This is a genomic window from Streptomyces sp. NPDC104381, from assembly GCF_055583745.1.
The window spans coordinates 347613-369604 of the sequence record NZ_JBVJNK010000005.1 but is presented as its reverse complement, the minus strand read 5'-3'; the positions used below and the strand labels follow the sequence as shown (position 1 = coordinate 369604).

Genomic DNA, 21992 nt, shown 5'->3' with positions numbered 1-21992 from the left:
GGTGCCTCGCTCAGCCGGGCAGGTATTCCGTCATTTCGACCTGTTTGTGCTGTTTGATGGCGGGTACGCCGCAGGGAGGGCGGAACACAGCGCTCCGCTGCGTGCCGCGAGCCACCGCCCGCAGACCGGCCCCGACACCCACGAGAAGGAGTCATCCGTGCCCTCCGTACCCGCCATCACGCTCAACAACGGTGTGGAGATCCCCCAGCTCGGCTTCGGGACCTTCCAGATCCCTGCCGAGGACACCCGCGAGACCACTCTGGCCGCTCTGGAGACCGGTTACCGTCACATCGACACGGCACAGATGTACGGCAACGAGCAGGAGGTCGGCCAGGCGGTCAGGGAGTCCGGCCTCGACCGTGCCGATGTCTTCGTCACCAGCAAGCTGAACAACGACGCCCACGCGTACGACGACGCCCTCCAGGCGTTCGGGCGCACCATGGACAAGGTGGGGCTCGACTATCTGGACCTCTTCCTCATCCACTGGCCGCTGCCCGACAAGGGTGACTTCGTGGAGACCTGGAAGGCCCTGGAGGAGATCTACCGTTCGGGTCGCGTCAAGGCCATCGGAGTCTCGAACTTCCAGCCGCACCATCTGCGCCGTCTGCTGGACGGCAGCACGGTGGTGCCCGCCGTCAACCAGATCGAGGTCCATCCGTACCTCACCCAGGACGCCGTCAGGGCCTTCGGTGCCGAACACGACATCGCCACCGAGGCCTGGTCGCCGATCGCGCAGGGCAAGGTGCTCGACGACCCGGCGCTGACGCGTATCGCCGAGCGGGTGGGCAAGTCGACGGCGCAGGTCACGCTGCGCTGGCATCTGCAGCGCGGGGACATCGTGTTCCCCAAGTCGGTGACGCTGCGGCGCATCCAGGAGAACTTCGACCTCTTCGACTTCGAACTCACCGAAGGGGACATCGGCGAGATCAACGCCCTGAACCGTGACGAGCGCACCGGGTTCGACCCGGACCGTTTCAACGGCTGAGCCGTCACGGGCCGATCGGGCACAGGACCCGCCCCCGGCGAGGGGCGGGTCCTGTGTTTCCGTGCGCGGGGAGGTCGCTCAGCGCGTCACTTCAGGGCGGGCGGTGCCGCGTCCGCCGAGGTGCCCCACTCCGAGGGCTCCGTACCGACCTCGAAGGACAGGTCGCGTGTGCGGCGGATGTCCTCGGTGGTCAGGTACGTCTTTCCGTACGCCGCCCCGTCCGTACGCGCCGACTGGATGTAGCGCGCCGTGTCGGAGGTGCCGGGAGCCCGGACGGTCAGGCTGCCCCTGGGGTAGTAGCGCCGGTCCAGGGTCAGGTCGACGCGCTCGAACACGGGTGTCGACAGGCCCCAGGTGTCGGTGCCCGGCTGGACCGGGAAGATCCCGATCGAGGACAGGACGTTCCAGGCGGACATCGTCCCCAGGTCGTCGTTGCCGGTCATGCCGGTCGGGGTGTCCGTGAAGAGCGTCAGCGCGGCGTGCACCACGTCGGTCGTCTGCCAGGGCCGGCCGGTGGACAGATAGGTGTAGGGCGCGATGAGGTCGGGCTCGTTCTGCGGGTTGTACTTGTCGGCGTTGTAGTAGTCGTACGGCCCGTTCACCCACACCTCGCGGGCGGTCTTCGCTGGGTCCTGGAGCAGCTGCTCGTACGCGAAGAACGAGTCGAGCCGTTCGTTCGCGGCCTCGGTGCCGCCGATCAGGGAGACCATGCCGGGCAGGTCCTGCGGGACGAGCCACTGGTACTGCCAGGAGGTGCCTTCGTGGAAGCCCTCGCTCTGCGCCGGGTCGGCGGGGCCGGTGAAGGCACCGCTCGCGTCCCGTGCGCGGAAGAAGCCGGTCGAACTGTCGAAGATCTTCCGGTAGTTCTGTGCCCGGGCCGCGTAGCGCGCGGCGTCGTCCCGGTGCCCCAGCTCCTTCGCCATCTGTCCGAGCATCGCGTCGGACAGCGCGTACTCCAGGGTCGCGGAGGCGCCGTGGTCGTAGTCGGAGTCGCCGGGCTTCACGTGGTCGCGGCCCTTGATGTACGGCGCGAAGCCGTCCGCGAGGTACTCCTTGTTGGCCTCACGGCCCACGGGGGCGGAGTCGGCGGGAGGCACACCGTCGGCGTTCTTCTTCAGCGCGCGGTACGCCTTCTCCTCGTACCCCTTGAGGAGGCCCTGCTGGTAGGCGTTGGTGAGGAACGGGGTGACCGGGTCACCGGTCATGATGTTCGTCTCGACCGTGCCGTAGCCCCACTTCGGCAGCCAGCCGCTGTCCTCGTCGATCTTGATGACGGAGATGGCCATGTCGCGTGACTCGTGAGGTGCGAGCAGCGAGAGGAGCTGGGCCTGGGTGCGGTAGGTGTCCCAGAGCGACCAGTTCTGGTAGTAGGTGAACCCCTTGGCGCGGTGGATCTTCTGGTCCCAGCCCGTGTAGCGGCCGTCGACGTCGCTGCCGATGTTCGGCGCGAGGAACGAGCGGTACAGGGACGAGTAGAAGGTCCGGCGCAGCGTCTCGCTGCCGCCCTTGGCCCGGACGTCGTCGAGGCGGTCCTCCCAGGCGTCCCGTGCGGCGTGTGCGACACGGTCGTACGAGCGGCCGCCTTCGGCACGGAGGTTGAGGGCGGCGCCCTTGGCGTCCACGTACGAGATCGCGGTGGTCGCCTCGACGGTGCGGTCCTTGGTGGTGTCGAAGCGCAGGAAGGCTCCGTTGCGCTCGGCGGCGGCGGTCGAGGAGGTCGACCCCTCGGTGACCTTGTCGCCCTTCCAGGTGCCGGAGGTGGTGAAGGGCCGGTCGAAGCGGGTGATCGTGTACACGGTGTACGGCTTGGTGTCCTGACAGAAGCCGCTGCCGGTGATGGCCGTGCGTACGGTGCGGTTGTCGAGGATCTCGACCTCGGTGTTCAGGGTCTTGTGCAGCGACTGGCCCGCGTTGACGAGGACGTTGGCCTTGTCGGTGGCGGGGAAGGTGTAGCGCTGCACCCCGGTGCGCTCGGTGGCGCTCAGTTCTGCCTTGATGCCCGTCTTGAGGCCCACCTCGTAGGTGCCGGGGCCGGCCTTCTCGTCGTCGTGGCTGAACTCCGCCGCGTAGGCGGCGTTGTCCGTCGACGTGATGTCGCCGGTGGTGGGGAGCACCGGGAGGTCACCGCCGAGGCCGCAGCCCACGCCGGAGATGTGGACGGTGGAGAAGCCCCGGATGTGGGTCTCCGAGTAGTCGTAGCCGGTGTTGTGCCCGGTGTCGGGCGAGAACTGCACCATGCCGAAGGGCACCGCGGCGCCCGGGTAGGTGTTGCCCTCGTTCTCGGTCCCGATGAACGGGTTGACGAGATCGGTGAGCCGGCCGCGCTCGGCGTGCCCTCCCCCGTCCGCAGCGGCGGGTGCGGCGACGGCGCCGCCGAGGAGGGCTGCCGTGGCGGCCGCCGTCCCCGCACCGCGAATCCAGTGGGTCCATCTCATGGAATGAGCGCCTCTCCGACATAGACAACGTTGTCATACGCACTGCGCGATCATTCTTCGTCCGCGTGCGTGTACTCGTCAAGAGTCGCGGAGGTGTGCGTCGGTCACTCCCCCTTGCTCCTCGGCACCCGCTCCGCGTGCGGGGCGGGGCTTCCGGCGCGAAGGTCGAATGAGGAAGCAGTGCCTGCCGGGCGGCAGACTGCCCGTTTCGTCCCGGAGGCGATGCCGTGAGCCCGAACCGCGCCGCGACGGGGCTGACGTCGCACGCCCCGCAGAGCGAGAGCGACCTGCTCCCGCGCTGGACGCGGTTCGCGCCCCTGGTCCTGGTGGCGCTCGGGCTGGCGATCGACCTGCCCACGCCGGGAGCGTACAGCGGGGACGTGTTCCTGATCCTCAGCTCCATGATCGCCGCCTGCGTGTACTCGCTGCGGGCGGTGGTGTGGGTGGCCGCCCTGAACAGTGTGGCGGGGCTGGTCTTCCTCCTCGTGAGACATCTGCCCTCGGACGGCCAGCACGCGGTGGTCGACTTCGTCGCCCTCGTGATCCTCGCGTGGGCGTCCGTGCCCCTGTGCAGGCTGCGGCTGTTCCTGCGGGACCAGCTCCTCGGGGCCCAGCGGGTGGCGGAGAGCGCCCAACGGGCCGTTCTCCCGCCCGTACGGGCCTGGTGGGGGAACACCTGGGTCGCGGTCCGCTACGAGGCCGCGTCCGCGGCGGCCTCCGTCGGAGGTGACCTGTACGCGGCGGAGCACACCTCGTACGGCGTGCGGCTGCTCATCGGTGATGTGCGGGGCAAGGGGCTGAACGCCATTCCCAGCGTGGCCGCCCTGGTGGGCAGCTTCCACGAGGCCGCCCACCACACCCCGACCCTGCCCGAGCTGGCCCGGCACCTGGACCAGGCGGTGAGCCGTCACATCCGGGAGGCCGCGGCGGTCGGCGGTGGGGGCGAGGCCAGCAACGAGCACTTCATCACCGCCGCCATCGCGCAGATCCCGGACGACGGTACGGAGGTACGTCTCATCAGCCGCGGGCACTGTCCGGCGTTCCTGGTGAGCGGTGCCGCCCTGCGGGTCTGGGAGCCCGAGCACCCCGGCATGCCTCTGGGGCTCGGTGAATTCGACACGGGCCCGTGGGTGGACGAGGCACACCCCTTCGGCCCGGAGAGTCTGCTCCTGCTGTGCACCGACGGGCTCCTGGAGGCCCGGGACGCCGGCGGACGTTTCTACACACCGGACGAGGACCTGCGCAGGTGCTGGCGCCACGGGCCGCCGGCCGTCGTGGAGCGGCTGGCCCATGCGGTCCACTCCCATACGGACGGCGTCCTGACCGACGATCTGGCCCTGGTGGCCGTCACCCGCGCGGAGCACGCACCGCCGTGGGACGGTACGGGACCTCCGTCGCCGTGAGGTGCCGAGGTGCCGGCCGGCGGGTCTTCCGGCCGGCCTCGGGTCAGCGCAGCTTCGCGTAGACGATGAGGTTGTCCACGGGGTGGCCGTCGGCGTCGAAGGCACCGTCGCACGTGATCAGCCGGAGCACGCGCTCGTCGGTGGAGCCGTAGACCTTCTCGGTGGGGAAGGCGTTCTTGCGGACGGTCTCCTTGCCGGTGACCGTGAAGTGGGCCGCCTTCCCTCCCCCGGCGGACACGGCGATGTCGGCTCCTTCGGCGATCGTGTGCAGCTCGTGGAAGACGGCCTTGCCGAACCGTGTGTCGTTGTGGCCGATGAGGACGGCGGCACCGGGCTCGCCCGGCACGGCTCCGCCCGCGTACCAGCCCGCCGTCATGCCCTGGTCGGCCGGCGGGACCTCCACCGTGCCGTCCTCGTTCAGTCCCAGCCGCAGCAGCGAGCTGTCTATCCCGAGCGACGGGACGGTCAGCCGCGTCGGTGCGGGCGCCTTGGGGACTTCCGGGGAGGGGGACACGTCCGAGGCCGTCCCGGCCGCGGCCGACTGCGTGGGCGCGTCGGCCGCGCCGCAACCGGTGGCGGCGGTGAGCAGCAGGCCGGCTGCCGCCACGGACACGGCGGTCCGCCAGGACGAGTTCGATGTAAAGGGCATGAGCACTCCGGTGCGGGGACGAACGTAGGCGGGAGGGGAACGACGGGTGGCGCCGCACCCCGGGCGGGGTGCGGCGCCACCGTGCGGGATCAGCCGTTGCGCTGTGCGGCGGACCGGCGGCGCAGCACGAGCACACCGCCGCCCGCGAGCAGGGCCGCGCCGGCCGCGGAGCCGTACAGCGCGGTGGCCGCGGAGCCCTGCGCCGGACGCTCACCCGCGTCGACACCGCCTCGCGGCACCGTGCCGGCCGGCACGGACTCGGCGGGGACCGGGGTCGCCGACTCGGCGCCCGCGGGGGCCGGGGCGGCGCTCTCGGGGGGCTCCGTGCCCTCGGGCGCGGGGGTGGGGCTCTCGGTGCGCTCGGCGGGTACCGGCGTGGGCGACTCGTCGGCGGTGGCCGCGGTGGACGGCAGCAGGACCGCGCCGATGCCGACGGCGGCGAGGACCGCGGTGCGCAGGGTGGGACGAAGGGACATGAAGAACTCCGATTCCAGCTAGGCGTTGGTGGTGCCCCCCGCGCGGATGCGCGTCGGGCGCCGGGCATGACCTCAGACTGGAGCGAAGTTGTGAGGAAGCTGTCAGACCGCCATGTTCATCGGATCAGGGCCGCCCGCCGGCAGGCGCAGGGTGAACACCGAGCCCCGGCCCACCGTGCTGACCACCCCGGTCGTCCCGCCGTGCGCCTCGACGAGTTTCCGGACGATCGCCAGTCCCAGGCCGCTGCCCCCTGTGCGGCGGCTGCGTGACTTCTCCGCGCGCCAGAACCGGTCGAAGACGTACGGCAGGTCCCCGGCGTCTATGCCGCTTCCGGTGTCGGCGACCTCCAGGACGAGCTCGCCGCCCTCTCCCCCGGTGCGGTCGGCGTAGGCCCGCAGCGTCACCCGCCCGCCCCTGGGGGTGTGGCGTACGGCGTTGGAGACGAGGTTCCCGATCGCCTGCCGCAACCGGACGGGGTCGGCGGTGAGTTCGGGGGCCGGTTCGTCCCCGTCCGCGACGGTCACGGTGAGCCAGACCCCGGCGGCGTCGGCCTGCGCCTGATGGGCCGCCACGGCGTGGGCGAGCAACTCCTCGATCCGGAGGGGCTCGGGGTGCAGCCGCAGGGCTCCGGCATCGGCCGCCGACAGGTCCTGGAGGTCGTCGATGATGTGCTGCAACTGCACCGCCTCCTCCAGGAGCGAGGAGAGGAACACCGCGTCCACATCGGCGATGCCGTCCTGGGCGCCCTCCAGCCACCCCCGGATGTTGGACAGCGGGGTGCGCAGTTCATGCGCGACGTCGCTGACCATCACCTTGCGCTGCTCCTCCAGCCGGGCACGGTGCACCGACATGTCGTTGAAGGCGGCGGCCAGTCGGCCGATCTCGTTGTCCGCGGCGACCACCACATGGGACGGTTCCTCGCCGTCGCGCATGCGCTGGGCCGCTCCCGTGAGGGCGTGCAGCGGGCGGACCAGCCGGGCTCCGGCGAGGATGGAGGCGCCGACGGTGAGGGCCAGGACGAGCGCCGCGACCCCGATGATCTTCGCCGTGTTGGCGGAGGAGAGCGCGAAGCCGGGCACCGCGCCGCCGCGCGGGTCGCTGATGAACAGCAGCGCGGGTGAGGCGACGTACGAACTGAGCTGCTCCTGCCGGGCGATGCCCACGCATGAGGCGATGTCGCGGTCGTTCTCGCTGTCGAGCGGCGCGGGGGTCGCGGCCTCCGAGGGCTGGGGCTCCCGCGGCCTGCTGATGCTGGGCTCGGGCGACGGCACGGGCGCGGCCGTCGCGGTGCCGGACATCTCCCCGGTCCTCCACGAGAGGTCGAGAGCGAGCCGTACGCCCTCACGGCCCTGCCGGTCCAGACACGCGTTCACCAGGTCGTTGAGGGCGGTGAGCGCCTTCGTCTCCGTCTCGGTGGGGCTGTCCAGGGCGTCCGTCGAGCACTGGCTGCCGCGCATGCGGTCGGGGTCGTTGCCCACGACCTGGATACGGGGGCGCCCGCTCGGCCCCTCGACGACGTCCGAGGCGATGCCCGAACGGCTGAGGCACTGCACCGTCTCGTCCGCGCTGCGCCTCAGCGACGTACGTTCGGTTCCGGGCAGCCTGAACGGGCCGACGGCCCGCGGGTCGACCCGGTCGTTGCCCGAGCGCTGCTCGCCGTCCGTGCCGGGTGCCGCGACCGTCACGGAGCCCGCCCCCGCCTCCGTCCCGGTGGTGGCGGCGACCGAGAGGGGATCCACGACCGCCGACGCCTGGGGCGGCAGGGCGGGGGGCGGCGGGGAGGAGGACGCGGAGTCCGCGAGGATCTGCCGGCTCTGGGTCGTCAGGGTGATCCGCCGGTCGGAGGAGTCGGCGAGCTCGCGCACCGTGGCGTCCACCCCGTCCCAGGAGGGGTGTTCGGCCGCGTAGCCGAGCAGGGCGTCGAGGACGCGGGTGTCGGCGGCGAGGTTGCGGCCCTGCTCCTGCTCGATCGCACCGGAGGTGGTCTGTACGGCCAGCCACGCGGTCGCGGCGACCGAACAGGCGGCGACGAGCGCCGACACCGCCAGCAGCCGGCCGAGGAGACTCTTGCGCAGCGGGAGCCGCAGGCGGGCTCCGCCGCGGTCAGCGCGCCGAGGCACCGGGGGCGCCCTTCAGCGGGTCCATGAGCTTGTAGCCGACTCCGAAGACGGTGAGCAGCCGGGCCGGGCGCCGGGGCGCGCGCTCGATCTTCTTGCGGAGGTTCATGATGTGCACGTCGACGGTGCGGCTGCTGATGTACCGGTCGAACCCGTGGAGTTCGGCGAGCAGTTGTTCACGGGTGAAGACCCGTCCCGGCTCGGCGGCCATCGCGGCGAGGAGCCGGAACTCCCCCGGTGTGCACTCGACTCCGACACCCTCGACCGCCACCTCGTGGCGCACGGGATCGACGGCGAGCGATCCCACCCGCAGGATGTGGCCGTCCTCGCGTCCGGTGTCCCGCCGGGTGCGCCGCAGCAGCGTGCGCACCCGTGCCATGAGCTCGCGCGGGCTGTAGGGCTTGGTCATGTAGTCGTCCGCCCCCAGGTCGAGACCGAGCAGCAGATCGTCCTCCGTGGCCCGTGCGGTCAGCATGAGGACCGCCAACTCCCGCTCCTCGGCGCGCAGTATGCGGACCACGTCGAGCCCGTCGGCCCGGGGCATCATCACGTCGAGCACCAGCAGGTCCGGCCTCCCCCGCCGTGCCTGTTCGAGCGCGGAGAGGCCGTCGGACACCACCGTGACGGCGTGGCCCTCGCGTTCGAGGTAGCGACGGACCAGCTCGGCCTGTTTGGCGTCGTCTTCAGCGACTATGACGTTTGCGCACACGCGGACGATCGTAGAGGAGGCGGGTCAGGGGCTCTCCGTCCCCGAGGCGACCCGGGTACGCCGCCGGGCCGCCCCGCCCCGCAGCGTCGGGTCGGGCGGCCGGGCGGCCGGGCGGCCGGGCGGCCGGGCGGCGCCGGGTCAGCAGACGCCGTCGCCCGGCTTGGGGTTGCCCAGGCCGAACAGCGGGCGGAGCCTGAGCCCGACCCAGGTGCCGGCCAGGGCGACCGCGCCCCACAGCCAGCCGCTGAGGCTGCCCGAGGCGATGCCCGCCAGGTAGGCGCCGATGTTGCAGCCTCCGGCAAGTCGCGCGCCTATGCCCATCAGCACCCCGCCGAGCACCGCCGCGACGGCCGTGCGCCACGGGATGCCGCGGTGCAGGGCCCAGGTACCGCCGAGCGCGGCGGCCACCGCAGCGCCGATCATGATGCCGATGTCGGTGAGGCTGGTCTTGTCCGCGAGGACGGGCCCCGCCAGCATCTCCTTGTTGCCGGCCTGCTGCCACCAGGTCCAGTTCTCCGGGTGGCCGCCGAGGGCGCCCACCAGCTCCGAGCCCCAGAGGCTGAACGCGCTCGTGACGCCCCAGGCGCCACCCGACACCAGCAGCACGCCGGCGCCGAGCACGGCCAGCACCAGGGCGCCGGCGGCCAGCGGCCAGGAGCCGCGGAAGGCCCGTACGGCCGCGGTGCGTGCCGAGGGCACGGTGCCGAGGGGAGGCGGGTTGCGCCGGGCCTGGACGCGCCGGGTGACCACGACGACCAGGAGCAGCGCGGCGATCGTCACCGCCCACGAGCCGGCCCAGCCGATGTGGTCGGAGAGGACGACCGGTTCCCAGGCGGGGAGGTCCTTCCACAGGTCGAACTGCCAGGCGGCGAGCGTGGCACCCACGATGAAACCGCCGAGGGTGAGGAGGATCGAGCTCTGCCCCGAGCCGACGGCGAACAGGGTGCCCGAGGCGCAGGCACCGCCGAGTTGCATCCCGATGGCGAAGAGCAGGGAGCCGACGACCAGACCGGTCCCGAGCGGCCCTGCGGACGGCGCGGGCTGTGAACCGAACAGTCCGGTGCCCGTGCCGATGACCAGCGCGAACAGGGTGGCGGTGGTCCCGAGGAGCAGGGCGTGTGCCCGTAGCCCGGCTCCGTTGCCGACGGCGATGAGCTGCCGCCATGCGGAGGTGAAGCCGAACCGGGAGTGGAAGAGGGCGACGCCCAGGCCGAGTCCCAGCAGGAGCAGCACGCCCGGCTTGGCGCCGTGCGCGGACCACACGTACGCGGTGAGAGCCACGGCGAGCAGCCCGGACACGACGAGCGGGGCCCTGCGCACCGGCGGCAGGGGCGGCGCCTCGGGGCGCGGCACCGAGGTGGGAGAGGGGACGAACAGGGCGGGCAGCGCGCGCGGCGGCGCGGCCTGCCCGGCGGGAGGCGCGGTGATCACGAAGGTCTCCGGGAGGGTGCTCGGCGGACGGCGGTCTCGGTTGTCGACGGAGCGCGGCAGGCGCTGCCGACGGGATTCAGCCGCTACAGAGGCCGTCGTCGACGCACCAGGCCGAGTGCGCGAAGAGCGCGAGGCACAGGGGCAGGGCCGATGCAGACATGCGTACGAATATACGGACGGCTTTCCTCCGTATGCCTGGCCGTCTCGCCATGCGGAAGGCCGCGTCCACCGGGGCCCGGAGGACGGTCGCGGCCCGCTCCGGCGCCCGCACCGTACGGCGGCTGCCGGAAGCGACCGGGAGGCCCGCCGCTGGAGGTGCGCGGTTCCCTGCGCGGACAGCGGGCCTCCCGGCCGCACAGTGCCCCTGCCCCGCTCCGGGTCCGGCCACCTCACGCATGACGCTTTTTCACACAAGGAGCACACAAAAGACGCGGGGCGTGTACGACGTCTCCCTTATGGCTCGATCGGACCAATCCGCGGCACGTACGGGTCCGAATTCCTCGGGAAGTCCGGCGGGGAGGCCTCGCCGACGCGGGGCCGGCAGGCCCGTACAGAGGGAGACGGACGCACATGGGCATAGGCGACGCAGCAGTGAGCGACGTACGGGAGACATCGGAGGCCGGGGTCGTCGCACCGTCCGCCGGGCCGGTGTTCGTCGACGCCACCGGGAGACGAAGCCGGACGTGGCGCCGCGCGGGAGCCGTCACGGCGCTGTGCTGTGTCTGCTACGCCACGACGGTGGCCGCCTCGCTGGTCGGGGGCGATTCCACCGCTCCCTTCCTGCAACTGCCCCGGGCGATGGGACTGGAGCGCGGCACGGATGAGCCGTCGACCCCTGTCGAGGACGAGGAGCGTACGGTTTCGGCCACCGGGTCCGTGCTCGGCACGCCCGGCCCGTCCGCGCCGGGTCCGGTGCTCCTCGGCCCGATGAGCCCTGATGGGGCACAACCGTCGACTGCCGCCAAGGCCGCCGTCCCACGGCCGGAAGATTCCTCACCCGGCCCCGCAGACACGCCCTCAGCCTCGGGCGCCGGGTCCGGGAGCACGCACCCCGCGCCTGAACCGACCGCGCGGGACGGCGGGGAGGGCGAGGGATCGGCTCCCGCGCCCGTGACCGAACCCTCCGGACCCACCCCGGCGCCGGAGCCGGGGTGGGAGGCGGAGGAGACCACCGCGCCCGGCGGACAACTCGGTGACCTGCTGGGAGGAGTGCTGGGAGGGCTGCTGGGAAGGCATTGAGTCCCGCAGACCGTGTCCGGAAGGGAAGAACCGCACTCATGACAGCGATCGCCGCCTCGGAATGGCAGCGCCTGCAGACCAGTTGGGACCGGCAGCAGGAGTGGTACATGCCGGACCGGGAGGAACGCTTCCGGGTCATGCTCGACACGGTCGAGGCCGTGGCGGGCCCCGCCCCACGCGTCCTCGACCTGGCGTGCGGCACCGGCAGCATCTCGGACCGGCTCCTGCGGCGGCTGCCCGGCGCCCGCAGCACCTGCCTGGACATCGACCCGACGCTGCTGACCATCGCGCGCGGGCACTTCGCCGGTGACGACCGGGTCACCTTCGTGGAGGCCGACCTCACCGGCCCCGGCTGGACCGACCGCCTCCCCCACGCGTCCTACGACGCCGTGGTGACGGCCACCGCCCTGCACTGGCTGGACACCGAGCCGCTCCGCCGTCTCTACGGGTCGCTCGCGGGGGTCGTGCGCGAGGGCGGTGTCTTCCTGAACGCCGACCACATGGAGGACGGGTCCGCCCCCCGTCTCAACGCCGCGCTCCGGGCCCTGCACGCCGGGCGCCAGGAGCGGCAGCGGCAGGAGGGGGCCGTGGACTGGGCGGACTGGTGGGACGCGGCGGCCAGTGACCCCCTCCTCGCCACGGCCACGGCCGAGCGGTTCGCCCTGCTGGGCGATCCACGGCGGCCCAGGGCGGACGCCGCCCGGCGCGATCGCCCCACCCTGACCCGCTGGCACATCGAGACCCTGCGGGAGCAGGGTTTCGGCGAGGCCCGGCAGGTCTGGTGCTCGGCGAGTGACGCGCTGGTGGCAGCGCTGCGCTGAACCGTCCCGGTCGCCGTACGCGAGTCAGTGCGGGGGGTGGCCCGCCTCCTCGTCGTCGGGGACGGCGAGGAGGTGCTCGGCGCCGCCTTCGAGCTGCCGGGCCAGGTCGGCGGAGCGCGGGAGCATCGTCTTCTCGTAGCCGCGCACCGCGTCGTCGACGGTGGACGCGCCGGCGAGTGCGAGCGCGAGTTCGCAGGCGTCGAGCATGGCGAGGTTGACGCCGACGCCGAGCGGCGGCATGAGGTGCGCGGCGTCCCCCAGGAGCGTCACCCCGGGCGTGTGTTCCCAGGTGTGCGGCACCGGCAGGGCGAACAGCGGACGGTCGACGTAGGGGCCGTCGTTGTCGGTGATCATGCGGAGCATCCTCGGTGACCAGTCCGCGTAGGCCTTCAGCAGGTGTGCGCGGATGCCTTCGGTGTCCTCGGGGCGGAGCCCGTTCGCCGCGATCCAGTCCACCGGGACGCGCCGCATGAGGTAGACGCGCATGTGGCCGCCGCTGTTGCGCTGCGCGAAGAGGCCGCGCTCGCCGTCGCCGGCGTGGGCGCTCCCCCTCCCGACCAGTTCGGAGAGCTCGGGGTGCGCGGTCTCCATGTCGTCGAACCATGCCTCCAGGAAGCTGACCCCGGTGTACCGCGGTGCGGCGGCCGAGACCGCCGCGCGGGCCCGGGAGGAGGCGCCGTCCGCACCGATCACGAGATCCGTCTCCACGGATGTCCCGTCGGTGAACGTCAGGGTGCGCGGTCCGTCGGCCGGTCCGTCCACCGAGGCGAGGGTGCTCCCCCAGCGGACGGTCCCCGGCGCGAGTGAGCCCACCAGGAGGTCGCGGAGCTGGCCGCGGTCGATCTCGGGCCTGGCGGTCTCGCCTTCGTCCGGCAGGTGGTGGCCGACGAGGCGTCCCGTCCGGTCCATGCTGCGCATCTCCTGCCCCTCGAACCGGGCGAGTGCGAAGAACTCCTCCAGCAGCCCGGCCTCGCGGAGCGCGAGCTGGCCGTCCTCCTCGTGCAGGTCGAGGGAGCCTCCCTGGTTGCGGGAGCCGGCATCCGGATCCCGGTCGTACACCGTCACCTCGATGCCGTGCCGCTGGAGGATACGGGCGCAGGTGAGGCCCCCGGGGCCGGCTCCGATGATGCTGATCCGCGCGTACGGCGGCGTCGGAGAGTTCATGGTGGATTCCCTTCGTCGGCGGGGTCCCGGGCGCCGGAGCACGGCGATGACCGGGTGGCCGCGACCAGGACGGGCGGCAACCCCCGCGGAAGCCACCAAAGCAGAAACGAGTCAATAAGTGCAACCGTTCAAGTTTCTGCTTCATTCCAGCTATGGGGTACAGTGACGTCATGCCCGAATCCCCGACCGTCGGCCGTCGCGAGCGCAAGAAGGCCGCGACGCGGCAGGCCATCGCCGACGCCGCCCTGGAGCTCTTCTTCGAGCACGGTTTCGAACGTGTGAGCGTCCGCGATGTCGCCGAGCGCGCGGACGTGTCGACGACCACCCTCTTCGCGCACTTCCCGAGCAAGGAGGCGCTGGTCTTCGACCGTGAGGCGGACGTGGAGGCGCAGCTGACCGCCGCCGTGCGGGACCGGCCCGAGGGCCAGGGTGTGGTCGAGGCGCTCCGCGCCCACGCGCTGGCTTCCTGGGTGGCGCTGACCGCCGACCCCCGCCGGGACAGGTTCACGGCCCTGGTCGACGGGACGCCCGCGCTGCGTGAGTACGGGGAGCGCATGTGGATGCGGCACGCGGGCGCGCTCAGCTCCGCGATCGCGGAGGAGCTCGGCCGGGACCAGGACGACCTCGCGTGCGCGGCGCTCGCACGGTTCGTCCTGGAGGTCCCGACCCTGGCCAAGGGCCGGCATGACCCCGTCGCGACCGTGGAGACGGTGTTCGACCTGCTGCTCAACGGCTGGCGGGCCCAGCCGGCCCCCGAGGGGGATTGACCGCTCGTACGGAACGGGCCCCGACAGTCGTGACTGTCGGGGCCCGTCCCCTGTGCCCGGCCCCGTACGGGACCGTGGCGGAGACCTCAGATGGTCGCGGCGTCGATCACGAACCGGTACCGCACATCGCTGTTCAGCACCCGCTCGTACGCCTCGTTGATCTCGGACGCGCCGATCAGTTCGATCTCCGCGCCGAATCCGTGCTCGGCGCAGAAGTCCAGCATCTCCTGGGTCTCCCGGATGCCTCCGATGCCGGAGCCCGAGAGCGACTTACGGCCGCCGATCAGCGAGAAGAGGTTGACGGATATGGGCTCCTCCGGGGCGCCGACGTTGACCAGCGCACCGTCCGTCCTGAGGAGCGAGAGGTACGCGCCGAAGTCCAGCGGCGCGGACACGGTGGACAGGATGATGTCGAAGGTGCCGCGCAGCTCCTCGAAGGTCTTCGGGTCGCTGGTGGCGTAGTAGTGGTCGGCGCCGAGCTTCAGGCCGTCGTCCTGCTTGCGCAGGGTCTGGGAGAGAACGGTCACCTCCGCGCCGAGCGCGTGCGCGATCTTGACGCCCATGTGCCCGAGCCCGCCCATGCCGAGGACGGCGACCTTCTTGCCGGGTCCGGCGTTCCAGTGCTTCAGCGGGGAGTACGTGGTGATGCCCGCGCAGAGCAGCGGCGCCGCCTCGTCGAGGGAGAGGCCGTCGGGGATGTGCAGGGTGTAGTTCTCGTCCACGACGATGTGCGTGGAGTAGCCCCCGTACGTGGGGTCGCCGTTCTTGTCCAGAGCGTTGTACGTGCCGGTGTTGCCCTTGGCGCAGTACTGCTCCAGGCCGGCCTTGCAGTTGTCGCACTCGCGGCAGGAGTCCACCATGCAGCCGACTCCCACCCGGTCGCCGACGGCGAATTTGGTGACGCCGGGACCGGTCTCGGTGACGATGCCCGCGATCTCGTGACCGGGCACCATCGGGAAGATGCCCTCGGCCCAGCCGTCGCGGGCCTGGTGGATGTCCGAGTGGCAGATGCCGGCGAACTTGATGTCGATCAGGACGTCGTACTCGCCGACCGGGCGTCGCTCGATGGTGGTGCGCTCGATCGGTGCCTTCGCGGAGGGGGCGGCGTACGCGGCGACAGTGGTCATGCGAATTCTCCTAAGGAGGTGGTCCTGCGCCCGGCGGCTTTCTGTCCGGGCACGCCGACCAGCCTGCCCCACCTCAGCGCGTTCACCCAGGCCACGGCTCTGCCTACGTCCAGTGGTCCTACCACTGACGGGGTCAGGATCGTGTGCGTACGACCGTGGATACTGGACACATGGACGAGCAGCCCGCACCCCGACGGCAGCCCGCCGGCGACCCCGGTCCCGGTGGCCCCGGCCCTGGTGGCTCCGGTTCCGGTGGCCCCGCTGGCGGCGCGGGTCACACCCTCGACCGGCGTGCCGAGCTCAGCGAGTTCCTGCGCAGCCGGCGTGCCCGGCTCAAGCCGGAGGATGTGGGGCTGCCCGACTTCGGGCGGCACCGCCGGGTCCCGGGGCTGCGCCGCGAGGAGCTGGCCCAGCTGGCCGGGGTGTCCGTGGCGTACTACACACGTCTCGAGCAGGGCAACGGGCAGAACGTCTCCGCGGAGGTGCTGGGGGCGATCGCGTCCGCGCTGCGGCTGACCGATGCCGAGCAGGCGCATCTCACACACCTCGCGAAGCCCAAGCAGCACAAGAAGAAGCCGTCGGCCCGCCAGCAGCGGGTGCGGGGAGGCCTCAGCCGACTGCTCGACACGATGGACGGCGTTCCCGCGTACGTCATCGGGCGGCGTTCGGAGATCCTCGCCTGGAACCGCATGGCGGCCGCCGTCTTCGGCGACTGGTCCCTGCTGCCGCCGCAGGAGCGGAACTGGGCGCGGCTGACGTTCCTGAAGCCGGAGTACCGCGATCTGTTCGTGGAGTGGGACCAGAAGGCGTCGGACATCGTGAGCTATCTGCGGATGGACGCGGGCTGCCGCCCCGACGACTCCCGGCTCTCCGCGCTCATCGGTGAGCTGTCCGTGAAGAGCGAGGAGTTCAGGCGGCTGTGGGCCAGGCACGACGTCAAGGAGAAGAGCCACGGCGTGAAGCGGCTCCGTCATCCACTGGTGGGTGAACTGACGCTCGACTACGAGACGTTCGCCCTGCCCGACGACGCGGAACAGTCGGTGGTCGTCTATCACCCGGAGCCGGGCTCGGCGTCCGCCGACGCCCTGCGCCTGCTGGCGAGCTGGGGCGCGGATGCCACGCGGGCCGGCGCCTCCGCTCCGGGAACTCCCTGAGCCGGACGCGAAGTCCGTGGGCCGGACGGCTCCTCGGGATCGGCCGCGTACCGCCCGGGACCAGCCTGTACGCTGCGGGGATGCAGCCGTCCGCCTCTTCCTCCTCCGCGCGGCCCGGCCGGTCCGCGACTCCCGACCGGCGTGGACTCCTGACGGAACGGATCGCGCGGGAACTCGAGCACGACATCCGGTCCGGTGACATCCCCGTGGGGACCAAACTGCCCTCGGAGCGCGAGCTCGCGGCCCAGTTCGGTGCCAGCAGGAACGTCGTCCGCGAGGTCCTGCGCCGGCTGGAGGCGCAGCTCCTGATCGAGGTGGCACCGGGCCGCGGCTCCTTCGTGCGTGAGCAGAGCTCGGGCCAGGCCCGGGGGTACGACGCGTTGTACCGGGCCGGCCGCCCCACCGTCCGGCAGCTGATCGAGGCCCGGCTGCCGCTGGAGGTCGAGACGGTGCGCCTGGCGACCGAGCGCGCGACGGACGAGGACATCGAGGCGTTGAGATCCGCCCGGGACGCGCTCGAATCGGCGAGCGACGTCGTCGTCAAGGCCCGGGCCGACATGGCGTTCCACGACGCCGTGGCGGAGGCGAGCAAGAACCCCGTCCTGAGGATCATGCTCTCGTCGATCAGCGGGATGATGTTCGAGATGATGCTCCGCTCCAACTCCGACCCGTCGATCGGGGAACCCGGGGTCCCGCACCACCCCGAGATCTTCGAGGCGATCGAGGCCCGTGACGTGGACCTGGCCGGGGAGCGGATGCGGGAGCACCTGATGCTCGGTCTGCGGACCTACGGGAAGGACCTGGACGTCCAGGTCGACACCATGGCTCGCAACCACATCGAGGCGCTGCTGGACGGAACCGGGAGCCGGTAAGGCCCTGGCTCCCCGGGTCCCGCGTCGCTGCGGGATCCTCGCACTCCGGTGGATCCGGGGTGCGAAAGGGCTGTTCGGGAAGCGTCTCCCCTGCTAACGTCCGTCTCTGGTCGAACTGGTCCTACCAGTTGGGCCAGACGAACGGACGCTGCACCCGGGTGGTACGCCCCCGGGTGAGCAGGACGCACGACAGCGCAGAGAGACGAGGACGACGATGTCCACGAGCAGCCAGCTCCTCAGCCGGCGCTCCTTCGGCAGGCTGGCGGCGGGAGTCGCGGGAGCCGCCGGGTTGGGGGCGCTCGGCGCGTGTACGACCGGGGGCGGACGGCCCTCCGCGGACACCCCGTTGCGGATCATGGCGATCAACCATGTGTGGTCGCAGGCGATCCGGCGCCGTACGAAGGAGTTCGAGGAGCGCATCGGCCGGCGGGTCTCCATGACCCTGCTCACCGCGGACCAGCTGGCGAGCAGCTACAACGTGAAGCTCAACGCCTCGGGCACCGACGTGGACGTCATGATGGTCCGCGCGCTCCAGGAGCAGCTGCTCTTCGCCCACAACGGCTGGCTGGCCGACCTGAGCGACCGCGTCACCCAGGACGAGGACTTCGCCTGGCAGGACTTCCAGAAGGCCCCGCGCGACGCCTCCGTCACGGCGGGCCAGGTGCTGAGCGTCCCCGTGGTGACCGAGCGCCCGGCGCTGTACTACCGCAAGGACCTGGTGCGGGACCTCGGCGGACCGCCGGGCACCCTGGAGGAGCTGATGTCGGCGGCCGAGGAGCTCACCGACAAGAAGAAGGGCTTCTACGGGTTCGTCGGCCGGGGGCAGCGCAGCGGCGCCGTCTCCCAGTGGTCGAGCTTCCTGTACTCGCACGGCGGGGACTTCGTCGTGGACGGCAAGTCCGGCATCGGCACCCCGGAGGCTCTCGCCGCGTACGAGTACTACGGCGGGCTCCTGGCGAGGACGGGCCCGCCCGGGGCCACCAACATGAGCCTCGAACAGGCCATGCCGATCTTCGCGCAGGGCAAGGCCGCCTTCTACATCGACGCCGACGCGATCTACAGCAGCTTCCTCGACCCGAAGGTGTCGACCGTCCGCAAGTCCGTCGGCTTCGCGCCCTTCCCGGCCGGACCGGCCGGGGCCCGGCCGCACAACATCCCGTCCTGGAGCCTCGGCATCAGCAAGTTCTCCCTGCTGCGCGACGACGCCTGGGAGTTCGTCAAGTGGGCTGCCGGCACCGAGATGACCGCCGAGCTCCAGAAGGGCGGCATCCCCGGCGCCCGTAGCTCGGTGTGGTCCGACCCGAAGTCACTGGCCTCCTTCCCGCCCGATCTCGCCGAGGCCATGCGGCTCAACGCGGAGCGTGGTCTCGGCTACGACCGGCCCCGGGTCCTCCAGGTCGGCCGGGCCAGGGACATCGTCGGGCGGCCCCTGGTCGCGGGCATCCTCGGCAACGACGTACGGCCGGTGGCCCGTGACGCCGACGCGGAGTTCGCCGATTTCCTCGTCCGCGACAACCGCCACAAGGAGTCCTGATGTCCACCACCGAGGTCTCCCCCGCCCGCGCGTCCTCCGCGCCCGGCACGGGACCGGCCCCCGCGCGCCGTCCCCGCACCTTCGAACAGGCCAACCGGCGGCTGAAGTGGACGATGCTCGCCCCGGCGCTGCTGTTCGTCGGCCTGATGATCGTCTTTCCGCTGGTCTACACCGTCAACCTCAGCCTGACCGACGCCTTCGGCGCGGTGAACGCGGGCAAGGCCCATGTCGGACTGCAGAACTTCGCCGACGCCCTCGGTGACACCCGCAGGTTCTGGCCCGCCGCCCGGCGCACGCTGGTCTTCACGGTCGGCGCGGTGGTCCTGGAGACGGTGCTCGGACTCGCCCTGGCGATGCTCATGCGCAAGCCGTTCCGGGGCATGCGGTGGGTGCGTACGGTCCTCATCATCCCGTTGCTCACCACTCCGGTGGCGATCGGCATCCTCTGGCTGCTGATCCTCGACCCCACCAACGGCATAGCCAACCATCTGCTCGCGGGAGTGGGCCTGCCCCGGCAGGAGTTCCTCGGCTCGGTCAGCCAGTCGCTGCCCACCCTGATGCTCATCGACGTCTGGCAGTGGACGCCCATGATGACGCTCCTGCTGCTCGCCGGGCTGACCACGCTGCCCGAGGAGCCGGAGGAGGCGGCGCTCGTCGACGGGGCGAACGGCTGGCAGCGGTTCCGGCACGTCGTGCTCCCCATGCTCGGCCCGACGCTCGCCACCGCCCTGGTGCTCCGCGCCGTGGACGCCCTCAAGACCTTCGACATCCTCTACGCCACCAAGGGTGCGGGCGGCGGCTCGGACTTCGAGGTGGAGACCCTGAACGTCTACGCCTACGGGCTGACCTTCGACTACCAGGAGTACGGCCTGGCCGCCGCCGTCCTGGTCCTGTTCACGCTCTTCATCATCGGCGTCGTGGTGCTGCTGCGCCGCCGGGGCGGAAGGAAGACCGCATGACTGCCACCGTCACCCCCGCGCCCGCCCCCAGCCCCGCCGTCCGGCACCTGCGCCGGCGCGCGGTCGGGTCCTGGCTGCGCGGAATCGCCATCGGCATCGTGACGCTCGTCTTCGCCCTGCCCCTGGTGTGGATGTTCGCCGCCGCCTTCAAGACCAACGTCCAGGTGACCGACCCGTCGGTGGGGCTGTGGTTCCGCCCCACCCTGGAGAACTTCCGCAGCATCGTCGAGGCCGGGCAGATCGTGCGGTCCATGGGCAACTCCCTGCTCGTCGGGGTGGTCTCGACCGTGCTCTCGGCCATCATCGCGGTGCCCGCCGCCTGGGCGGTCGGACGGTTCGACATGCACCGCACGGGGTCGCTGATCCTGGTCGCGCGCATCGTGCCGGCGATCTCCCTGCTGGTCCCCTGGTACTACCTGTTCGCGCAGATGGGCCTCGTCGGCTCCTACACCGTGCTGATCCTCAGCCAGATGTTCGTCTCCGTCCCGCTCATCATGTGGATCATGATCAGCTTCTTCGCCGGCCTGCCGGTCGAACTGGAGGAGGCCGCGCGCACCGACGGTCTGAGCGCCTTCGGGGCGTTCTGGCGCATCGCCCTGCCGCTGGCGGCCCCCGGGACGGCGACCGCGTCGCTGCTCGCCTTCGTCTTCAGCTGGAACAACTTCATGTTCGCGCTGATCTTCGCCGACGACCGGACCCAGACGGTGCCGGTCACCCTCTTCAACTTCATCTCGTACGCGAGCACCGACTGGGGCGGCCTGATGGCCGCGGCGACGCTCATCACCGTCCCCGTCGTCCTGGCCGCCGTCCTCGGACAGAAGTACCTGGTGGCCGGTCTGACCTCCGGCGCCACCAAGGGCTGAACCACCTCACCACCGCATTCGGAAGAAAGTACCCCCATGAAAATTGTCGACGCGAAGGTCCTCGTCACCAGTCCCGGCCGGAACTTCGTCACGCTCAAGCTGACGACCGACGACGGGCTCACCGGCCTCGGCGACGCCACGCTCAACGGCCGGGAGCTGGCCGTGGTCAGCTACCTCCAGGACCATGTGGCGCCCCTCCTCCTGGGTCTCGACCCGCACCGCGTCGAGGACACCTGGCAGTCGCTGTACCGGGGTGCCTACTGGCGGCGCGGACCGGTGACGATGGCCGCGATCGCCGCCGTCGACGTCGCGCTGTGGGACATCAAGGCGAAGGCCGCGGGCCTGCCGCTCTACCAGCTCCTGGGCGGCGCGAGCCGGGACCGGGTGGGGACCTACGGCCACGCCAACGGGCGTGACATCCCCGAGCTCCTCGACTCGGTCCGGGCCCGTCTCGCCGAGGGCTACCCTGCCGTCCGCGTGCAGTCCGGCATCCCCGGGCTGAAGGCGGTCTACGGGGTGTCGAGCACGGACGGGAACGGCTCACCCGTGCTGCACCAGCAGGCCCGTCCGCTGGTGGAGGACTGGGACACCGACGCCTATCTGCGTCACATGCCGGACGTACTGGAGGCCGTGCGCGCCGAGTTCGGCCCCGAGCTGCCCCTCCTGCACGACGCGCACCACCGGCTCACCCCCGTGCAGGCCGCGCGGCTGGGCAAGGACCTGGAGCCGTACCGCCTCTTCTGGCTGGAGGACTGCACGCCCGCCGAGAACCAGGAGGCGCTGCGGCTGGTCCGCCGTAACACGACCACACCGCTGGCCGTCGGCGAGGTCTTCAACACCGTGTACGACTACCAGGCTTTGATCACCGAGCAGTTGATCGACTACGTACGCTCGGCGGTCACGCACTTCGGAGGCGTCACGCCGCTGCGCAAGCTCTTCGACTTCGCCGCCCAGTACCAGATCAGGAGCGCGATCCACGGGCCGGAGGACATCTCCCCCGTCGGGATGGCGGCAGCCGTCCACCTCGACCTCGCCGTGCACAATTTCGGCATCCAGGAGTACTCGGGCCACACCGCGCTCACCGAGGAGGTGTTCCCCCACGCCTACACCTTCGAGAACGGGTATCTGCACCCCGGCGAGGCACCGGGCATCGGGGTCGAGCTGAACGAGGAACTGGCCGCCGCGCACCCCTACGAGGCGGCCTACCTCCCGGTCAACCGGCTGCACGACGGGACGGTCCACGACTGGTGAACCACCGGGCTGGGCTGTTCCCGGAGCCCGGGAAC

19 protein-coding genes are annotated in these 21992 nt (G+C 71.5%); 11 read left to right on the top strand and 8 right to left on the bottom strand.

Annotated features, from left to right (window positions below):
* Positions 1-157 precede the first annotated feature (157 nt).
* Positions 158-985, top strand: coding sequence for an aldo/keto reductase (locus ACZ607_RS19415; RefSeq protein ID WP_469736098.1), 828 nt, complete (start codon positions 158-160; stop codon positions 983-985).
* Positions 986-1071: 86 nt separating this feature from the next.
* Here the strand turns inward: ACZ607_RS19415 and ACZ607_RS19410 are convergent, their stop codons facing one another.
* A complete protein-coding gene (locus ACZ607_RS19410) occupies positions 1072-3420 on the bottom strand; it encodes a GH92 family glycosyl hydrolase (RefSeq protein ID WP_469736096.1) in 2349 nt (782 codons plus the stop codon).
* Positions 3421-3647: 227 nt separating this feature from the next.
* On the opposite strand from ACZ607_RS19410, the gene ACZ607_RS19405 reads away from it, so the two are divergent.
* Positions 3648-4823: a PP2C family protein-serine/threonine phosphatase gene (locus ACZ607_RS19405; RefSeq protein ID WP_469736094.1), complete on the top strand. Its 1176-nt coding sequence runs from the start codon at positions 3648-3650 to the stop codon at positions 4821-4823.
* 43 nt (positions 4824-4866) lie between these two features.
* Here the strand turns inward: ACZ607_RS19405 and ACZ607_RS19400 are convergent, their stop codons facing one another.
* From ACZ607_RS19400 to ACZ607_RS19380, 5 genes are all read right to left on the bottom strand, one after another.
* Positions 4867-5472, bottom strand: coding sequence for a class F sortase (locus tag ACZ607_RS19400; RefSeq protein ID WP_469736092.1), 606 nt, complete (start codon positions 5470-5472; stop codon positions 4867-4869).
* An 89-nt stretch (positions 5473-5561) separates the two neighbouring features.
* The gene (locus tag ACZ607_RS19395) at positions 5562-5948 is read right to left on the bottom strand and encodes a hypothetical protein (protein WP_469736090.1); all 387 of its coding nucleotides are present in this window, start codon (positions 5946-5948) and stop codon (positions 5562-5564) included.
* A 102-nt stretch (positions 5949-6050) separates the two neighbouring features.
* Positions 6051-8069, bottom strand: a complete 2019-nt coding sequence (locus ACZ607_RS19390; protein WP_469736088.1) for a sensor histidine kinase — start codon at positions 8067-8069, stop codon at positions 6051-6053.
* Entirely contained in the window at positions 8053-8775 is a 723-nt protein-coding gene (locus ACZ607_RS19385; protein WP_469736086.1) for a response regulator transcription factor, read from the bottom strand. The genes ACZ607_RS19390 and ACZ607_RS19385 overlap by 17 nt, the downstream gene beginning before the upstream one ends.
* A 138-nt stretch (positions 8776-8913) precedes the next feature.
* On the bottom strand, positions 8914-10206 hold the full coding sequence (locus ACZ607_RS19380; protein WP_469736084.1) for a YeeE/YedE family protein: 1293 nt from the start codon (positions 10204-10206) through the stop codon (positions 8914-8916).
* Between the two features lie 570 nt (positions 10207-10776).
* Here ACZ607_RS19380 and ACZ607_RS19375 point away from each other — a divergent pair.
* Both ACZ607_RS19375 and ACZ607_RS19370 read left to right on the top strand, forming a co-directional pair.
* Positions 10777-11445, top strand: a complete 669-nt coding sequence (locus ACZ607_RS19375) for a hypothetical protein (RefSeq protein ID WP_469736082.1) — start codon at positions 10777-10779, stop codon at positions 11443-11445.
* Positions 11442-12266, top strand: coding sequence for a class I SAM-dependent methyltransferase (locus ACZ607_RS19370; protein WP_469736081.1), 825 nt, complete (start codon positions 11442-11444; stop codon positions 12264-12266). Before ACZ607_RS19375 ends, ACZ607_RS19370 begins: the two co-directional genes overlap by 4 nt.
* A gap of 24 nt (positions 12267-12290) precedes the next feature.
* Here ACZ607_RS19370 and ACZ607_RS19365 read toward each other — a convergent pair whose 3' ends face one another.
* Entirely contained in the window at positions 12291-13430 is a 1140-nt protein-coding gene (locus tag ACZ607_RS19365) for an FAD-dependent oxidoreductase (protein WP_469736079.1), read from the bottom strand.
* A gap of 170 nt (positions 13431-13600) precedes the next feature.
* Between ACZ607_RS19365 and ACZ607_RS19360 the strand changes: the two genes are divergently transcribed.
* On the top strand, positions 13601-14197 hold the full coding sequence (locus ACZ607_RS19360; RefSeq protein WP_469736077.1) for a TetR/AcrR family transcriptional regulator: 597 nt from the start codon (positions 13601-13603) through the stop codon (positions 14195-14197).
* A gap of 86 nt (positions 14198-14283) precedes the next feature.
* Here the strand turns inward: ACZ607_RS19360 and ACZ607_RS19355 are convergent, their stop codons facing one another.
* Positions 14284-15324 (bottom strand): NAD(P)-dependent alcohol dehydrogenase, encoded by a 1041-nt coding sequence (locus ACZ607_RS19355; protein ID WP_469736075.1) that lies wholly within the window; start codon positions 15322-15324, stop codon positions 14284-14286.
* 170 nt (positions 15325-15494) lie between these two features.
* Here ACZ607_RS19355 and ACZ607_RS19350 point away from each other — a divergent pair, with 170 nt between their 5' ends.
* From ACZ607_RS19350 to manD, 6 genes are all read left to right on the top strand, one after another.
* On the top strand, positions 15495-16478 hold the full coding sequence (locus tag ACZ607_RS19350) for a helix-turn-helix domain-containing protein (RefSeq protein WP_469736073.1): 984 nt from the start codon (positions 15495-15497) through the stop codon (positions 16476-16478).
* A gap of 80 nt (positions 16479-16558) precedes the next feature.
* Positions 16559-17350 carry a FadR/GntR family transcriptional regulator gene (locus ACZ607_RS19345; protein WP_469736071.1) on the top strand — a complete coding sequence of 264 codons (792 nt, stop codon included), beginning with the start codon at positions 16559-16561 and terminating at the stop codon, positions 17348-17350.
* A 214-nt stretch (positions 17351-17564) separates the two neighbouring features.
* Entirely contained in the window at positions 17565-18884 is a 1320-nt protein-coding gene (locus ACZ607_RS19340) for an ABC transporter substrate-binding protein (RefSeq protein ID WP_469736069.1), read from the top strand.
* Positions 18884-19843 carry a carbohydrate ABC transporter permease gene (locus ACZ607_RS19335; protein ID WP_469736067.1) on the top strand — a complete coding sequence of 320 codons (960 nt, stop codon included), beginning with the start codon at positions 18884-18886 and terminating at the stop codon, positions 19841-19843. The genes ACZ607_RS19340 and ACZ607_RS19335 overlap by 1 nt, the downstream gene beginning before the upstream one ends.
* Positions 19840-20706 carry a carbohydrate ABC transporter permease gene (locus tag ACZ607_RS19330; RefSeq protein ID WP_469736065.1) on the top strand — a complete coding sequence of 289 codons (867 nt, stop codon included), beginning with the start codon at positions 19840-19842 and terminating at the stop codon, positions 20704-20706. The genes ACZ607_RS19335 and ACZ607_RS19330 overlap by 4 nt, the downstream gene beginning before the upstream one ends.
* A 36-nt stretch (positions 20707-20742) precedes the next feature.
* Positions 20743-21957: a D-mannonate dehydratase ManD gene (manD, locus tag ACZ607_RS19325; protein WP_469736063.1), complete on the top strand. Its 1215-nt coding sequence runs from the start codon at positions 20743-20745 to the stop codon at positions 21955-21957.
* Positions 21958-21992: the final 35 nt, after the last annotated feature.

What these genes read in the sequence shown, in the direction of transcription:
- ACZ607_RS19410 (WP_469736096.1), bottom strand. Translation starts at nt 3,420, where the DNA reads ATGAGATGGACCCACTGGATTCGCGGTGCGGGGACGGCGGCCGCCACG.
- ACZ607_RS19400 (WP_469736092.1), bottom strand. Translation starts at nt 5,472, where the DNA reads ATGCCCTTTACATCGAACTCGTCCTGGCGGACCGCCGTGTCCGTGGCG.
- ACZ607_RS19395 (WP_469736090.1), bottom strand. Translation starts at nt 5,948, where the DNA reads ATGTCCCTTCGTCCCACCCTGCGCACCGCGGTCCTCGCCGCCGTCGGC.
- ACZ607_RS19375 (WP_469736082.1), top strand. Translation starts at nt 10,777, where the DNA reads ATGGGCATAGGCGACGCAGCAGTGAGCGACGTACGGGAGACATCGGAG.
- ACZ607_RS19365 (WP_469736079.1), bottom strand. Translation starts at nt 13,430, where the DNA reads ATGAACTCTCCGACGCCGCCGTACGCGCGGATCAGCATCATCGGAGCC.
- ACZ607_RS19360 (WP_469736077.1), top strand. Translation starts at nt 13,601, where the DNA reads ATGCCCGAATCCCCGACCGTCGGCCGTCGCGAGCGCAAGAAGGCCGCG.
- ACZ607_RS19355 (WP_469736075.1), bottom strand. Translation starts at nt 15,324, where the DNA reads ATGACCACTGTCGCCGCGTACGCCGCCCCCTCCGCGAAGGCACCGATC.
- ACZ607_RS19350 (WP_469736073.1), top strand. Translation starts at nt 15,495, where the DNA reads ATGGACGAGCAGCCCGCACCCCGACGGCAGCCCGCCGGCGACCCCGGT.
- ACZ607_RS19345 (WP_469736071.1), top strand. Translation starts at nt 16,559, where the DNA reads ATGCAGCCGTCCGCCTCTTCCTCCTCCGCGCGGCCCGGCCGGTCCGCG.
- ACZ607_RS19340 (WP_469736069.1), top strand. Translation starts at nt 17,565, where the DNA reads ATGTCCACGAGCAGCCAGCTCCTCAGCCGGCGCTCCTTCGGCAGGCTG.
- ACZ607_RS19335 (WP_469736067.1), top strand. Translation starts at nt 18,884, where the DNA reads ATGTCCACCACCGAGGTCTCCCCCGCCCGCGCGTCCTCCGCGCCCGGC.
- ACZ607_RS19330 (WP_469736065.1), top strand. Translation starts at nt 19,840, where the DNA reads ATGACTGCCACCGTCACCCCCGCGCCCGCCCCCAGCCCCGCCGTCCGG.
- manD (WP_469736063.1), top strand. Translation starts at nt 20,743, where the DNA reads ATGAAAATTGTCGACGCGAAGGTCCTCGTCACCAGTCCCGGCCGGAAC.